Below are 15,065 nucleotides of genomic sequence, written 5' to 3'. Positions count from 1 at the left end.
ATCAACCTTTAGTAAACAAAACTGACCGGAGCACCGCCCTGCGGGTGCGGTAAAATCCCCATCGGGATGCCATAAATCTGTTCCAGCACCGTTGCCTGCATAATTTCTGCGGCATCGCCTTGGGCAATCACTTCCCCGGCGCGCAGCGCGACAAGGCGATCGCAATAGCGTGCGGCCATATTAATATCGTGCAGCACGGCAATCACCGTCAGGCCGCGTTCGTGACTCAGACGCTGGATCAGCGCCAGCACCTCAACCTGGTGAGCAATATCCAGTGCCGAGGTTGGTTCATCCAGCAGCAGGCAGCGGCTGTTTTGCGCCACCAGCATGGCGATCCAGGCGCGCTGACGCTCACCGCCGGACAGGCTGTCCACCAGCCGCTGCGCGAAAGGTTTCAAGCCGACCAGCGCGATAGCCTCATCAACCCGCTGACGATCTTCAGCGCCATAGCGGCCAAGCGCACCGTGCCAGGGATAGCGGCCAATCGCCACCAGCTCGCGCACCGTCATCCCCTCGGCGGCGGGCAGCTGCTGCGGCAGATAGGCCACTTCACGGGCAAACGCCTTGCTGTGCCAGCCGGCCAGCGGCTGCTGGTTAAGCAACACCTGCCCCGCCGTGGCGGCATGGTGGCGGCCAAGCATTTTCAGCAGGGTCGATTTACCGGAGCCGTTATGGCCGATCAGGCCACAGACTTTTCCGGCGGGAAAGGCCAGCGACAGCGGCTGTAGCAGGGTTCTGCCCGGAACGCTAAAACTGACGTTATCCAGAATAAAGGAGGTTTCGGTTGCGTGCGGTTGATACATGGTTTTCTTCTGCCAGGCGGGCACGGCGAACCGCGCCCGGTTTGAGAGTTAGAAACGGAAGGTCGCCGTACCGACGATTTGGCGCTCGGCACCCCAGTAGCAGGCGTGTTCACGATAGCAGCTGGCGACATATTCACGATCAAACAGATTATTCACGTTAACGCCGATGGAAGAACCCGGCAAGCCAAAACGGGCCAGATCGTATTTCACCGCCGCATCGACCAGGGTATATCCGGCAACGTCAAAGTTTTGATTCTGATTATCACCATTATTAATGTCACCAGAATTTGGACGGTACAGCCCTTTACTTGCGCCGACATAGCGTAACCCGGTACCCAGCGTCAGGCCAGACAGCGCCGTCTGATTAAAGGTGTAATCCCCCCACAGCGATGCCATATGCTTCGGCACCTGCACCGGCGTTTTACCGCGCAGATAGTTATCCTCGGTATATTTCGCAGCGGTATAGCTGTAAGACGCGGTTAAATTGACGTTAGCATTGACTGCGGCTTTAGCTTCGAATTCAAAGCCACGGGAGCGAATTTCGCCGCCCTGCACGCTGAACAACGGCGCGGTCGGATCGCCCATCAGGTTATTGTTTTTGGTCAGCTGATAAACCGCCCCGGTGATAACAATCGGTCGATCTTTCGGCACAAATTTCACGCCCGCTTCGTACTGCTTCGCGCGCGATGGCTGGAAGGTATCACCGGTAAGGGTGGTTCCGGTATTAGGGATAAAGGATTCGCTGTAGCTGAAGTACGGGGCGATGCCGTTATCAAACACATAGTTCAGGCCACCGCGCCAGGTGAAAGCCTGATCATGGGTCTTTTTCTCACTGCCGTTACGGTCAAACGCTGACATCATAAGATAGTCATAACGGCCACCCAGCGTCAGTACCCAGCGGTCCCATTCCATCTGATCCTGAGCATACAGGCCCGTCTGCTGCTGCTTATTCAGGTACTGGTAAGGACTGTATAACGCAGTAGGCCGATCGTTGCCGTATTGTGGATCCAGTGCACTTAGCGCGGTCGCTGTACCGAAAATTGCGTCAATATCGTTACGCGAACGCTGATAATCCACTCCCGCCAGTAAGGTGTGATCTAACTCACCGGTAGCAAATTTAGCCTGGGCCTGGGTATCGACGGCAAACTGATTCAGCTGCTCCTGAGAATGCGCATAGCCACGATTAATGGTGTTATCTGCGGTGTTAAGCCCGTTGCCATAAATACTGAGATAGTTTGTCCGCATCTCGGAGTAACGCAGATTCTGGCGCACCGTCCAGCTATCGTTAAAGGCGTGATCAACGCTGTAACCCACCATTTTGGTGTTCCGCGAGATTTTATTGCTGGCTTCACCTTCATCAAAATCAGTCGGTAGCTTGTGCTGATTACCGTTAGCATCGATGATTGGCACCACGGTTCCCTCACGCGGTAGCCAGCCGTAGTAGCCGGTCTCTGGCTCATTCTGGAAATAGCTCAGGAAAGTGAAGTTGGTTTTTTCATTCGGCTGCCAGCTAAAGGAAGGGGCGATGGTGTAGCGCTTCTCTTTATTCATCTGCTGCTGGGCATCCGCGCTGCGTGCCAGCCCCGTCAGACGGTAAGAGAACTCGCCGCTATCATCCAGCGCACCGCCGAAATCAAACCCGGTGGAAAACAGATTGTCAGTTCCCATTTTAAACTGCACTTCACGCAGAGTTTCAGCCGTTGGCCGCTTGCTGACCATTGCCAGCACGCCGCCCGGATTACTCTTTCCATACAGCACCGATACCGGGCCGCGCAGCAGCTCTGCACGCTCGAGGAAATAAGGGTCGATGGCGAACTCAGAATAGTTATCAGCCTGCAATTTCAGGCCATTCAGATACTGGTTGGTATTAGTTTCGCTGAAGCCACGGATCGACAGTGCGTCAATGACGTTAGATGCCCCGCGGTTACCCACCATCACCCCTGGCGTATAGCCCAGCGCCTCTTTAACCGAGGCGGGCTGATGAATATCCATCTCCTGACGCGTCACCACCGAAACCGACTGCGGATTTTTTTCAATCGGCGTATCGGTTTTGGTGCCGGTAGCGCTGCGTTTAGCCGCGATGGTGGCTGAAGGGCCCCATGCACTTTCCGCAGACTCGCTGCTGGCGGTAGCATTAACGGTCATAGTTTGCTCGGCGGCGGCAGCAGATCCACAGCCCAGGGAGAGAGCAATCAGAAACGATAACCTGCCTCTGACGGGGTGAATCGATGAGTTTCCGGGAGATATTGTGCGCATAATGGACATGATCTTTCTCTGGTAAAAGAATTGTTGAATGGGAAACGAAACGATAATTATTCTTATAACGCAGGATAATATGCGAAACGAAGCGCGCTCTGCAAGAAAAAAGCCCTGGCCGTCGAGCCTCTCTGACAGATCGGTGCTAACAAAATTAAGCGCGATTCTGCCCCATTTTGGGCCATTGCAGGCAACGGTAAGAAAAGCAGCGGCGCGTTACCGTCGGCTACCGCCCGAAGGGCGGCGAACGCGACACGCCACGGATAAGCATCACGGGCAAGTGGCTGGCGGAGGCGGGATTTTCCGTGGGAACCGGCGTAAGCCTGGCGGTGCTGGACGGCTGTCTGCTGCCGATCCCCGACAGCCGCGAAGAGAGGCGGCTGCGGGCAATGGAGCAGCAGCTGAAGGCGCAGCAGCAGGAGCTGGAGCAGGCTAAGCAGCGGATGATCGCCATGCTGGCGTGAAGGGCGGCTGAAGGTAAAAGGCCGGAAGGATCTTGGGGATCGCTTCCAGCTTTAATTTAGGCTTTTTTCTATCTAAAATAGCGATTAACGTATATTTACATTATTCCAATAAGCTATACTTAGGCTATGTTCATCAAACAGCAAACATAGACCAAAGGTCAAACCTGCATTAATAATTACCAAATCACTACAACCAGTCTCTGATATTATTTTATCAAGATTTTTAAGCAATACCTCTCCATTTACTTCCGCACAATAAATATTACTTGTCCAGAAAAAAACATTTACCGTGTCTTTTTTTATTTCGTCAAAATGCATATTGAAGAGCTTTTTATATTCCTTTGAAATATAATTATCAAATACAGCCTCATGTTGACAGTCAGTTACCATCTCTTCTTTAATTACATGATCATAAGCCAATTTAAATGCTTTTTTAACTATTTCTTTGCATTCAGATTCATTAAGAAAAACAACATCCTTAGTAGAATCACCCTCAAAAAAAACTTCCAGTATTTTCTTTTGTTGCAATTTATATTTAAGCTCATTTATTTTATCAGCACGCTCTTTCATTAGCACTTCTTCCTTTTCTTAGAAAACCCTTTTTCATCTTCCGGGTAATGACCAGGATACTGATTGTATTTGCCAGGCTTCATTGGGTTTTCTTTTAAGTCATCAGCACCATGAAAATGAGGACCTCTTCCGAATTTATCATCCTCATGTTTTATTATATACTTCTTCTTACCATCAACATTAAATTCATACACTGTTCTATTTTCAAACTTATTATCATAAACATACGCATGAGTATTAAACTGAGTGGATTTAGGGATTCCAGCACCTTGTTTCGCAGCCCTGAATTCAGCATTTTGGGTTGTTAAGCCTAACGGATCGATCCAACCATACGGATTCGGCGCATACGCATACAGATTCAGCCCACCCGCCAGCCCCACCGGATCCTGGGTGGTAAACCTGCCAACCTCCGGCTCGTAGTAACGGAACAGATTATAGTGCAGTCCGTTCTCGTTGTCCTGGTACTGCCCCGCGTAGCGCAGCGGCTGCTCGTACACCGGCCCCGTGCGCTGTGCTGAACCCGCCACCGTCTGGCCCAGCAGCCTGCCGAAGGTGTCGTACTGTCCCGACCAGCGCAGATTACCCTCCGCGTCGGTCACCTCCAGCGGCGCGCCGTTCAGGTCGCTGTTCAGCCAGTAAATGTCCGCCTCCGGCCCCTCTCCCGCCTGTTCAATGGCCGCCAGCGGCGTCCACGGGCTTTCCGGGTCATAGCTCCAGGTCCGCCGCGTGCCGTTGGCGCGCTGCTCCTGCAGCAGCCGGTAGCCCTGCCACAGGAAGCGCGTGGTCTGCGGCGCTTTATCCGCGTACGTCACCTCTTTACGGCTGCGGTGGGTTCAGCACCACCTACCCTAAATACTCATAAAAGTGATTAGTCATGCCAGAACGGGGAATGTCCAAAATGCAGCGGCGCGTTACCGTCGGCTACCGCCCGAAAGGCGGCGAACGCGACACGCCACAGGTGAGCATCACGGGCAAGTGGCTGGCGGAGGCGGGTTTTGCGGTTGGAACCGGCGTAAGCCTGGCGGTGCTGGACGGCTGTCTGCTGCCGATCCCCGACAGCCGCGAAGAGATGCGGCTCCGGGCAATGGAGCAGCAGCTGAAGGCACAGCAGCAGGAGCTGGAGCAGACTAAGCAGCGGATGATCGCCATGCTGGCATGAAGGGCGGCTGAAGGTAAAAAAGCCGGAAGGATCTGTGGGATCGCTTCCGGCTTAAATTTATTTAAATCTTAGAATAAGCAGTAATAGCTTCTAAATCTAAAAAACTTGCTTCAGCTGTTAATTTCAAATCTTTATCATCAATATTTAAAATAACCAGACCATTTTCAATATTGATATTTATATCGACAGAATATATTGTATCAACCCACCCTGATATTTTTACAGATTTCAAATCCAAAAAAGAAAGGACAATCTGTACTGTATTAAATTTCTGAACGTTCCATTTTTTAGGCGGTAGCGATGGATACTCATTCAGATTCAATTTAATTGACAGCTTAGGCCCATCACGGTGAAGAAGTAAACTATGTACATCAACACCTTTCAAGGAAGGAGTCTCATCCCCATAGATGGATTTTATAGCTTGAGAATTAACCAGCAGTTCAAACCAGTGAGACATAATTTAATCCTAAAATGGGTAGTGTTCCAACGTTCCAACAACCTTACCGTTGCGGGTATCACTTATTGGTCTTATGTTGATATGTGGCCCCTGATTACCCGGAGTCCCTTGCGGGCCATAAATATGGCCAGGCCAATGATCTTGGATTACAACACTTTCTTTATTTGGCCTAGTGAAAGTATATTCTCTTGTTTTTAATGGAAGATGATCTTCACCAAGAATATGCTTGCCATTTCTATCGGTTAAGTTAACCATTTCAACTTTTGTAGGTGCCTGAGTCATTGGTATGCCAGCATCTCTTTTTGCAGCCCGAAGCGCTGTATTTCTAGATGAATATTTTCCATTACTCGCATCAGCCGAACACTTCGCCAGCCCCAACGGATCGATCCAGCTAAGCGGATTCGGCGCATACGCATACAGGTTCATCCCACCCGCCAGCCCAACCGGGTCCTGGGTGGTAAACCTGCCCACCTCCGGCTCGTAGTAGCGGAACAGATTATAGTGCAGTCCGCTCTCGTTGTCCTGGTACTGCCCGGCGTAGCGCAGCGGCTGGTCGTACACCGGCCCCGTGCGCTGTGCCGAGCCCGCCACCGTCTGGCCCAGCAGCTTGCCAAAAGTATCGTACTGTCCCGACCAGCGCAGATTACCCTCCGCGTCGGTCACCTCCAGCGGCGCGCCGTTCAGGTCGCTGTTCAGCCAGTAAATGTCCGCCTCCGGCCCCTCTCCCGCCTGTTCGATGGCCGCCAGCGGCGTCCACGGGCTTTCCGGGTCGTAGCTCCAGGTCCGCCGCGTGCCGTTCGCGCGCTGCTCTTGCAATAAGCGGTAGCCCTGCCACAGGAAGCGCGTGGTCTGCGGCGCTTTATCCGCGTAAGTGACCTCTTTACGGCAGCGGCGGGTTCAGCCCCCCCTCGTCATAAATACTCATCAGAGTGATTAACCCTGTGAGAACGGGGGGGAATGTCCAAAATGCAGCGGCGCGTTACCGTCGGCTACCGCCCGAAAGGCGGCGAACGCGACACGCCACAGGTCAGTATTGCGGGCAAGTGGCTGGCGGAGGCGGGTTTTTCCGTGGGAACCGGCGTAAGCCTGGCGGTGCTGGACGGCTGTCTGCTGCTGATCCCCGACAGCCGCGAAGAGAGGCGACTGCGGGCAATGGAGCAGCAGCTGAAGGCGCAGCAGCAGGAGCTGGAGCAGGCTAAAAAGCGGATGATAGAGATGCTGGCGTGAAGGGCGGCTGAAGGTAAAAAGCCGGAAGGATCTGTGGGATCACTTCCGGCTTTATCATTAATAAATTAAATTCCATCAAATATAATTTGATTAGGGGGGAAATTATCAGGCAAAGAATCTGGCTTTATTTTTTTTAAAAGTATTCCAGACAATAAAGAAGTGATACTTTCATCAAAATACTCTACATCTGGTGATCTGGAAGCGATGATTGCAGTTTTCCATAAGTTACTATCTTTTAAATCAGTTACCACCCAGAATATATAATCACCATTATCCGTTATGCCCACAGGTAAAAGACCATTAAGCTTAGGATATAAGTTGTACTTGTAATAACTAGGGTCTTCATCAATCAAATAATTAAAATCCTCAATTATTAGTTTTTTCTGCTCGAAGAAATTGAGATCAAAGTTTTTCGTGAAAGGATTTAAAAGAGCAATAAAATCAGCAATCCTTCCTGTACCATAAATATTAATAAATTCAACGTAATCCATTGGAAACGTAACATTTTCATCGACAAATGGCCAGCTCTCCCCAGCTCCCGTTTCGTTAGGAGAGTTAGGAGGAATTAAAATATTTCTCAAACTTTCTATAGACATAGTTCACATTCCTGGAGGATTGAGAAGAGTTAGGCTTTCAAAAAACCCACGATTACCTTCGGCGTGTATCGTTATACCAGCCGGAATTCGAGAAGGCCCTTTATATATTGGTGTTACCGACATATCAACAGTTTCACCTCGTTCCAATGCCTTCCTTACACGCCCCTCAACACTACTCATATCAGGTGTATTTACTGGGCGATGCTGAATAGTAACGAGGTTTCGCACATCATCACCTGATCCGCCTAACTGCCGTCCTAAAAGATGCCCACGAGCACGGTTTGAACCAGCACCGGTAATAAATCCAGGCGGTTGAATAGCAGGATTAGCATGTGAACCCGTATTTATGTTACTTGCATTTAATCGAGCTCTAACTCCAGTTGGCCGCCCAAGATGATCTAACTCTCCATAATGAACACCACATTTCGTTAAACCAAGCGGATCAACCCAACCATACGGATTCGGCGCATAAGCATACAGGTTCAGCCCCCCCGCCAGCCCCACAGGGTCCTGGGTGGTAAACCTGCCCACCTCAGGCTCGTAGTAGCGGAACAGATTATAGTGCAGTCCGCTCTCGTTGTCCTGGTACTGCCCCGCATAACGCAGCGGCTGGTCGTACACCGGCCCCGTGCGTTGTGCTGAACCCGCCACCGTCTGGCCCAGCAGCCTGCCGAAGGTGTCGTACTGTCCCGACCAGCGCAGATTACCCTCGGCGTCAGTGACCTCCAGCGGTGCGCCGTTCAGGTCGCTGTTCAGCCAGTAAATGTCCGCCTCCGGCCCCTCTCCCGCCTGCTCGATGGCCGCCAGCGGCGTCCACGGGCTTTCCGGGTCGTAGCTCCAGGTGCGGCGCGTGCCGTTGGCGCGCTGCTCCTGCAATAAGCGGTAGCCCTGCCACAGGAAGCGCGTGGTCTGCGCGGATTTTCCTGCGTACGTCACCTCCTTGCGGGTGCGCCTGCCCAGCGCGTCGTAGTGATACCGCGCGCTGAACTCCCCCTGCGGGCCGACGCCGCGGGCCCGTATCAGGCGGTTGTCGGCGTCATAGGTGTAATGTTGCTCGCTGACGCCGTGGCGGCGGCTGACCAGGTTGCCCCAGGCGTCGTAGCGGTAGAACAGCCGCCGCCAGTGCGCCAGGCGGTTGTCGCCCAGCGGCCGCGGCGGCGGGTGCTGTTCCGGGTCGTCGTGCGGGGCCTGCTCGCCCAGCAGGTTGTCGGCGGCGTCATACAGCAGCCTGCCCCCCACCCTGCCGGACTTCAGCTCGCGGTGCTGCAACAGGCGGCCTTCGGCGTCGTAGCCGTAGTGCACCTCGCCGCGCAGCGCGTCGCTGACGCCCGCCAGCTCGCCACGCCCGGTATAGCGGAACGCCCGCCACAGGATGCCCTCTTCCGGCCGGGTTATCCTGCCGTCACTGAAGGCGCTGCTCTGCCAGCTGCGCCTGCCCAGCGCGTCGTAGCGGCGCTGCTGGTGCAGCGCGCCCTGGCTGCGCCCGGTTTCGCGGTGCAGGCGGTCGCGGGTAAATTCGCTGACCAGCTGCCGGTTAAATTTCACCGCGCTGACGTGGCCGGAGCCGTAGTGCAGCCACTGCAGGCCGTCGCCCTGCGGCAGCGTCAATGCCTGCAGGTTGGCCAGCGCGTCCCACCGGTAGCCCAGCTCGCCGTTCACGCCGCGCTCGCACGGCAGGTTGCCCGCCCCGTCGTACTTCAGCTCAACGCGGTCCGCCTCAATCCCCAGCGCCGCCCCGGCGGCGGTCGGCGTACGCGCCAGCGCGTTCAGCCTGCCCGCCGCGTCGTAGTGATACCGCCATTCGGCGCTGTCGTTGCCGCGCCATTCCAGCCGCCCCGCCTCGTCATAGCGGAAGCGGTGCAGGCGGTGAGGCGGCGGCGTAAGGCCGTCCTGCGGGCTGGTTTCCCGGCGTTCGGCAAGCTGGCCGTCCGGGCCGTAGCGGTACAGGCGGTCGGTGTTGTCCGGGCGGCGTTCGCCGGTCAGGCGCCCGGCGGCGTCGTAGCTGAACCGGTACTCGCCGCCGTTGCCGTTCTCCAGCCGCGTCAGCCAGCCGCGCGGGCTGTAGTGCCAGCTGCGCGTGCGGTCGATGCGGTCGGTGACGCTGAGCGGCTGGCCCAGCAGGTTGTAGCGCCAGCGCGTCTCGCCGCCGAGCGGGTCCTGATGGCGCGCCAGCTGCCCGCGTTCGTTCCAGGCGAAGTGCTCCTCGCTGCCGTCCGCGTGGCGCAGGGTTTGCAGACGCCCGGCGGCGTCCCAGAGATACCGGGTCACGTTGCCTTCCGCATCGGTGCGGTCGGTGAGCTGGCCAAAAACGTCATAGCCGTACGCGGTGACGCTGCCGGAGCAGTCGGTATAGCGCGTCAGCAGCCCCCGGCCGTTCCACTCAGGCCGGGCCACGCCGCCGAGGGCGTCGGTGATGCGCGTCGGCAGGCTCTCTTCTTCATCCGGATAGTGATAAAGCGTGCTGTTTTCCGCCGCGTCGGTCTGTTTAACCAGGCGGCCCCGGTCATCCCACTGCTGATACTCGCGGCCGCCGTCCGGGTGGGTGACGCAGACCAGGCGGTCGCCGTTACGGTCGTACTGGTAAAGGGTTTTGCGCCCGGTCGGGTCGGTCTCGCTCAGCAGCCGCCCGTAGCGGTCCCACTCGCTCCGGCGCTGGCCGCCGCCCGGCAGCAGCACGCCGCACAGCTCGCCGCGCGCGTAGACGAACGCCAGCCGGCTGCCGTCGAAGTCGGTGAACTGCGCCACGCTGTCGTCGTCGTCCAGCTGCCAGCTGGCCTGCATGCCGTCGTCGCGCACCGCCCGGCGCGTGCCGCCGTTAAAGTCGTAGTGCAGCGCCAGCTCTTCCCCGGCGCTGTGTCGCCAGGCGGTGACGCGCGGCAGGCCGTCAATTTCCCGCCACTGATATTCGTTCAGCAGCCCGTTGGCGTCCTGGTGGCTGGCCATCAGCCCGTCGCGCCAGGTGAAGCGGCGCGTGACCTCGCCCGCGCGGTTGCGCACGGTGACAAGCTGCCCTTCGTCGTCATACGCGTAGCTGACCAGCGTGCGCTCCCCGTCCGGGGTGTGCAGCAGCACCGCGCTCAGGCGTGACCGCCCGGCCGCGGTGGTCAGATAGCGGCAGCCCAGGCGCTGGCCCGCGCCGTCCACCAGTTCGCCCAGCCGTCCCTGCTCGTCATAAAACAGCGAGGTGGCGTTGCCGGCGGCGTCCGTCAGCATGTTCAGCCGGGCGGGATGCTCCCCGTCCAGCGGCGGATAGTGCCAGGACTGTTCGCCGACGTCGTACAGCCGCCAGCTGCCGTCGGCGTTGTGCATCAGCCAGCACTTTTCCGCCTCGCAGTAGGTTTTATGGCCGCACGGCACCATCGGGAATGAGACGAGGTCGCCGGACGGCGCGCGCCACGCCAGCCCGTCGCCGTGACGCTGCAGGCTGCTTTCCCAGAACAGGCTCCAGCCGCGCCCCAGCACGCCCTCTGCCGGGTTGCCGCTGCGCCAGTAGCGCTGCCATTCGACCGGCAGGCGCGACGGCAGCACGAAGTCCAGCTCGTCGTCGCCGGAGAGAAACTTCTGCCCGCTGATGATATCCACCGGGCGGGCGATAATGCCCGCCGCCGCGCCGGCGGTCATCAGCGTGCCAAAGCGGCAGGCAATCTGCCCCAGCCTGTTGATGCCGGGCAGCCTGCCCAGCAGTTTGCCCACCTTACCCACCTTGCTGAGCGCGCCGCCCGCGCCGCCGAGCAGCCCGGTCAGCAGCAGCGTCAGGTCGGAGGCCTTGTAGGCCCACTCCGGCACCTCGGGCTTTATCGCCAGCGTGGTGACGGTGCCGCCGCCGATGCGCACGCTGGGCGAGCCGGCCATCACCGTGGCGTCACAGTTGGTTTTATCGCCGACGCGCGCGGCGGGCCGGCCGTTGATAAACACCCGGTCGGAGCCCTGGGCCATCTGCATCGACGGCCCGTCCTTATCGCAGCCCGCCTGGCTGACCGTGGCGATGGCCGCCGGCTTGCCGTTGATAAACACGTCCGGCGAGCCGGTCAGTATCTGCCCCGAGGCCGACACGCTGCCCGCCCCGGCCGCGGCAATGCCGTCGCGCGCCGCCGTGCCCGCCTCCCCGGCGAGATACCCCAGCGCCAGGCTCGCGCCAATCAGCAGCACGCCGATACCAAGACAGGACGAGGCCAGCCCGGCGACGAACAGCGCGCCGGCGGCCACGGACCCCGCGGCGGCAATCAGCCCGCCGACCAGCGTACCGCTAATAATCCCGGCCAGCGCGGCGGAATGGCCGATGGCGTCGCCGACGCGTGCGGCTTCACTCATAATAAGTTCCTTTTATTCCTGACCGGTTTCCATGGGTGCGCGATAGCTTGCCAGCACCCGTTGCAGCAGGGCGTCATCCCGTGATGAAAGCTTATGCGGCTGCGCCAGGGTAAACACCAGCACGCGCCCTTCGCCCGGCGTAAACACCGCCTGGCGCTGCCAGATACGCCGGCCGTCGCGCAGATAGCTGGCAGACACGCACTCGCCGGGCAGCCGTTCTTCACCGAGTTGCGCCGCCTCGCGCCCCTTCAGCACCCAGCCCTTCAGGCTGCCGGACAGCGTTTCGAGCTGGCGGGTAATGTAGTCCGCCGGCGTTTCGTCGGGCCGGAGCGTATCGCGCGAGATATTCAGAGAGGGAGACGCATCGTCACCGGCCAGCAGCACGTTAACGGTACGGTCGCTGTAGCCTTCCGGCAGCGTGACGCTGCCTTCCGTAAAGGTACAGCGGGAGTCGTCGGGCATGACCTGAGTCCTTTTGATAAACGGGGCTTAAGCATCGCATAAGGAAAAGGGAAATTAAATCCTTTCACCGCTTATGTGAACAGCAGCTTGTACAAAGAGGAACCCCTGAAAAAACAGATAAAAAGCCGGTTACCCGGCTTTTTATCTGCGCTACGCCTGCCGTTACTGGCCAAACATATCCTTTATCCAGCCAGCAACCCCGTTAGCGTCTTTTTGCTGATCCTGCTGCTGCGATGGCTGATCCTGCTGCAACATATGTTGCTGTTGCTGAACCTGCTGCTGCTGTTGCTGACAGAGCGCACTGGCGTCCGTGGTCCACACCGGCAGACGACGCCAGCTGCTGCTGGCGCTGTCGCAGACGAAATTACCGGCAGAGTCGACGTTCATCGGCGCGATATCTTCCGGTGGATTCAGCATCAACGGCAGCGGAGCCTGGTTTTCCAGGTAACGACGATAAATCTGCATCGCCCCGGTGCCGCCGTACAGTTTGGTCGGCTGGTTGTTGTCGCGGCCAATCCAGGTGATCGCCACTTCTTTGCCGTCAATACCGGCAAACCAGCTGTCCACCAGGTTGTTGGTGGTACCGGTTTTCCCCGCCAGCGTGGCTTTAGGGTATTTCGCCCCTAGCGACCGCGCCGTACCGTGGTCAACCACCTGCTGCATGCTGTACAGCGTCAGATACGCCGCCTGGGCCGGCACCGCGCGTTCGGCCTGCGGGAAGCTTTGATACAGTACGCTGCCATCTTCGGCAATCACCGATCGCAGTGCCGACAGCGGCGCACGGCTGCCGCCGCTGGCAATGGTCTGGAAGGCCTGGGCCACCTCAATCGGGGTCAGGTTCAGCGCCCCCAACAGCATCGCCGGAACCGGCTGTAGCTGATCTTTCGGCGCGCCGAGCCGGGTCCAGGTATCCACCACCTGCGGCAGCCCCAGCGTCATCCCGAGGTTGACCGTCGGCACGTTCATCGAGTTGGTCAGCGCATCCACCAGCATCACCTGGCCGCTGAAGCGGCGGTCATCATTCTGCGGTCGCCAAATCTGGCCATTCGGCTGTTTCAGCGCCAGCGGATTATCGGCGATCCAGCTGTTGAGACGATAAACGTCCGGCTGGCTCAGGGCGGTGAGGTAGGTAGCCGGTTTTGCCAGTGAACCGATTGAACGGCGCGCCTGTAGCGCACGGTTATAGCCCGCAAACTGCGGATCGGCACCGCCAACCATCGCGCGCACTTCGCCGCTGAAGCGATCGACCACCACCATCGCGGTTTCCAGATCGTTCAGGCCACGCTGTTTACGCAGCGCCGGAATGCCCTCTTCCACCGATTTTTCGGCGGCATCCTGCGATACCGGATCGAGGGTGGTGAAGATTTTCACCCCGGAGAGATCCTTCACTTTATCGCCGAGGCTGGCCTGTAGTTCGTTACGCACCATCTGCATAAAGGCGGGCTGCGGGGTGATCACGCCGCCTTTCGGCTGCACGCCCAGCGGACGCGCGCTCAGCATTGCGTACAGCTCCTCGTCGATCACCTTCTGCTGTTGCAGCAGGCGCAGCACCAGGTTGCGGCGTTCCAGCGCCAGTTTTGGGTTACGCCACGGATTGTAAAGCGATGCCCCTTTCACCATGCCCACCAGCAGCGCCTGCTGGTCAAGGCTTAGTTCATCTACCGGACGGCCAAAGTAGTACAGGCTGGCCAGCGGGAAGCCACGGATCTGATCGCTGCCCGCCTGGCCGAGATACACCTCGTTCAGATACAGTTCGAGTATGCGATCTTTGCCGTAGCGCGCATCCATGATCAGCGCCATATAGGCTTCATTGGCCTTACGCCACAGCGAGCGTTCGTTGGTCAGGAACAGGTTTTTCACCAGCTGCTGGGTCAGGGTGCTTCCCCCCTGCACGGCGCGTCCGGCGGTGATATTGGCGAGGAAGGCGCGGCCAATCGAATAGAAGCTGATACCGTCATGCTGATAGAAGTGGCGGTCTTCGGTTGCCACCAGCGTGTCCACCAGCAGGTCCGGGAACCCGGCGCGCGGCACAAACAGGCGCTGCTCGCCGTTCGGCGATTGCAGCATGGTGATCAGACGCGGATCGAGGCGGAAGAAGCCAAAATCACGACCGCTTTCGAGGTTTTTGATCTCGCTCAGGCGATCGTTGCTGAAACTCATACGTGCGCGTATTTGCCCCTCTTTGCTGTCGGGGAAATCGAACGGACGGCGGATCATCTCAATGCTGTTGGCCTGTACGGTAAACTCTCCGGGGCGCGTCATGCGCGTCACCTGACGATACTGCGTGCCCTCCAGCAGCGCGATCATCTCTTTTTTGTTATATGACATGCCCGGCTCAAGACTGACCATGCGCCCATATACCGTGGCCGGAAGCTGCCAGACCTTACCGTCGATACGGCTGCGGATCTGGCTGTCCAGCCAGAAGCCATAGGCGGCCATCGCCACAACGAAAACCAGGAAAAGCTTAATGAACAGGCCTAACCAGCCTCTTTTTTTACGCGCCGGGCGTGCTTTGGCTTTACGTGGCACCGGGGTTATCTCCTCGTCATCCAGGTCATGGTCCTGATCGTCATAATCATCATACTGCGGTTCCCTGCGGCGACCTCGCCCCGCTTTGTTACGCGGTGGCTGCGGCTGCTTTCCTTTGCGCCCGATAGGTTCGCGATCGTCAGACATGTGTTTCATTTCTCCAGGGCAGGCATCGGCCGGGCCGACTACTCTCTTCTCACAACGGCCTTTGCGGAACCAGAACCTTCTGAA

Annotated in this window: 11 protein-coding genes and 2 pseudogenes; 3 read left to right on the top strand and 10 right to left on the bottom strand. The window is 57.7% G+C overall.

The features are described from left to right. Nucleotides 1–8: 8 nt before the first annotated feature. Together fhuC and fhuA are read right to left on the bottom strand one after the other, a co-directional pair. Nucleotides 9–803, bottom strand: coding sequence for a Fe3+-hydroxamate ABC transporter ATP-binding protein FhuC (fhuC, locus tag ETA_RS05460; protein ID WP_012440624.1), 795 nt, complete (start codon nucleotides 801–803; stop codon nucleotides 9–11). A 48-nt stretch (nucleotides 804–851) separates the two neighbouring features. Continuing rightward, nucleotides 852–3,068, bottom strand: a complete 2,217-nt coding sequence (gene fhuA / locus ETA_RS05455; protein ID WP_012440623.1) for a ferrichrome porin FhuA — start codon at nucleotides 3,066–3,068, stop codon at nucleotides 852–854. Nucleotides 3,069–3,322: 254 nt separating this feature from the next. On the opposite strand from fhuA, the gene ETA_RS05450 reads away from it, so the two are divergent. Beyond that, a complete protein-coding gene (locus ETA_RS05450; protein ID WP_049778744.1) occupies nucleotides 3,323–3,523 on the top strand; it encodes a SymE family type I addiction module toxin in 201 nt (66 codons plus the stop codon). Between the two features lie 84 nt (nucleotides 3,524–3,607). On the opposite strand, the gene ETA_RS05445 is transcribed toward ETA_RS05450, so the two are convergent. Together ETA_RS05445 and ETA_RS20680 are read right to left on the bottom strand one after the other, a co-directional pair. Continuing rightward, the gene (locus tag ETA_RS05445) at nucleotides 3,608–4,093 is read right to left on the bottom strand and encodes a YxiF family protein (protein WP_012440621.1); all 486 of its coding nucleotides are present in this window, start codon (nucleotides 4,091–4,093) and stop codon (nucleotides 3,608–3,610) included. Continuing rightward, nucleotides 4,093–4,920 (bottom strand): annotated as a pseudogene (locus tag ETA_RS20680) (RHS repeat-associated core domain-containing protein); the annotation flags it as partial. The pseudogene ETA_RS20680 and the gene ETA_RS05445, both read right to left, overlap by 1 nt. 62 nt (nucleotides 4,921–4,982) lie before the next feature. Between ETA_RS20680 and ETA_RS05435 the strand changes: the two are divergent. Continuing rightward, the gene (locus tag ETA_RS05435) at nucleotides 4,983–5,252 is read left to right on the top strand and encodes a SymE family type I addiction module toxin (protein WP_193345525.1); all 270 of its coding nucleotides are present in this window, start codon (nucleotides 4,983–4,985) and stop codon (nucleotides 5,250–5,252) included. A gap of 61 nt (nucleotides 5,253–5,313) precedes the next feature. Here ETA_RS05435 and ETA_RS05430 read toward each other — a convergent pair whose 3' ends face one another. Both ETA_RS05430 and ETA_RS20545 read right to left on the bottom strand, forming a co-directional pair. Beyond that, nucleotides 5,314–5,709, bottom strand: a complete 396-nt coding sequence (locus ETA_RS05430; RefSeq protein ID WP_012440618.1) for an Imm50 family immunity protein — start codon at nucleotides 5,707–5,709, stop codon at nucleotides 5,314–5,316. 9 nt (nucleotides 5,710–5,718) lie between these two features. Next, nucleotides 5,719–6,603, bottom strand: a pseudogene (locus ETA_RS20545) (RHS repeat-associated core domain-containing protein); the annotation flags it as partial. Between the two features lie 63 nt (nucleotides 6,604–6,666). Here ETA_RS20545 and ETA_RS05420 point away from each other — a divergent pair. After that, complete coding sequence (locus tag ETA_RS05420; protein ID WP_012440616.1) at nucleotides 6,667–6,936, top strand: SymE family type I addiction module toxin; 270 nt, start codon at nucleotides 6,667–6,669, stop codon at nucleotides 6,934–6,936. 65 nt (nucleotides 6,937–7,001) lie between these two features. Here ETA_RS05420 and ETA_RS05415 read toward each other — a convergent pair whose 3' ends face one another. The 4 genes from ETA_RS05415 to mrcB all read right to left on the bottom strand — a co-directional run bounded on the left by ETA_RS05415 (nucleotide 7,002) and on the right by mrcB (nucleotide 14,981). Next, nucleotides 7,002–7,532 (bottom strand): SMI1/KNR4 family protein, encoded by a 531-nt coding sequence (locus ETA_RS05415; RefSeq protein ID WP_012440615.1) that lies wholly within the window; start codon nucleotides 7,530–7,532, stop codon nucleotides 7,002–7,004. A 3-nt stretch (nucleotides 7,533–7,535) separates the two neighbouring features. Next, nucleotides 7,536–11,843 (bottom strand): DNA/RNA non-specific endonuclease, encoded by a 4,308-nt coding sequence (locus ETA_RS05410; protein ID WP_012440614.1) that lies wholly within the window; start codon nucleotides 11,841–11,843, stop codon nucleotides 7,536–7,538. Between the two features lie 12 nt (nucleotides 11,844–11,855). Further along, entirely contained in the window at nucleotides 11,856–12,305 is a 450-nt protein-coding gene (locus ETA_RS05405; RefSeq protein WP_012440613.1) for a DcrB-related protein, read from the bottom strand. A 162-nt stretch (nucleotides 12,306–12,467) separates the two neighbouring features. Further along, on the bottom strand, nucleotides 12,468–14,981 hold the full coding sequence (mrcB, locus tag ETA_RS05400; protein WP_042958691.1) for a bifunctional glycosyl transferase/transpeptidase: 2,514 nt from the start codon (nucleotides 14,979–14,981) through the stop codon (nucleotides 12,468–12,470). Nucleotides 14,982–15,065: the final 84 nt, after the last annotated feature.

It is taken from the genome of Erwinia tasmaniensis Et1/99 (assembly GCF_000026185.1).
GTDB classification, from domain to species: Bacteria; Pseudomonadota; Gammaproteobacteria; order Enterobacterales; family Enterobacteriaceae; genus Erwinia; species Erwinia tasmaniensis.
Note: the sequence above shows the minus strand (reverse complement) of the source record. Positions and strands in the feature narration are given on the sequence as shown.

Excerpts from the sequence above, each read along its gene's own strand:
- mrcB (WP_042958691.1), bottom strand. The coding sequence starts at position 14,981 with ATGTCTGACGATCGCGAACCTATCGGGCGCAAAGGAAAGCAGCCGCAG.
- fhuA (WP_012440623.1), bottom strand. The coding sequence starts at position 3,068 with ATGTCCATTATGCGCACAATATCTCCCGGAAACTCATCGATTCACCCC.
- ETA_RS05415 (WP_012440615.1), bottom strand. The coding sequence starts at position 7,532 with ATGTCTATAGAAAGTTTGAGAAATATTTTAATTCCTCCTAACTCTCCT.
- fhuC (WP_012440624.1), bottom strand. The coding sequence starts at position 803 with ATGTATCAACCGCACGCAACCGAAACCTCCTTTATTCTGGATAACGTC.
- ETA_RS05435 (WP_193345525.1), top strand. The coding sequence starts at position 4,983 with ATGTCCAAAATGCAGCGGCGCGTTACCGTCGGCTACCGCCCGAAAGGC.
- ETA_RS05445 (WP_012440621.1), bottom strand. The coding sequence starts at position 4,093 with ATGAAAGAGCGTGCTGATAAAATAAATGAGCTTAAATATAAATTGCAA.
- ETA_RS05410 (WP_012440614.1), bottom strand. The coding sequence starts at position 11,843 with ATGAGTGAAGCCGCACGCGTCGGCGACGCCATCGGCCATTCCGCCGCG.
- ETA_RS05405 (WP_012440613.1), bottom strand. The coding sequence starts at position 12,305 with ATGCCCGACGACTCCCGCTGTACCTTTACGGAAGGCAGCGTCACGCTG.
- ETA_RS05430 (WP_012440618.1), bottom strand. The coding sequence starts at position 5,709 with ATGTCTCACTGGTTTGAACTGCTGGTTAATTCTCAAGCTATAAAATCC.
- ETA_RS05420 (WP_012440616.1), top strand. The coding sequence starts at position 6,667 with ATGTCCAAAATGCAGCGGCGCGTTACCGTCGGCTACCGCCCGAAAGGC.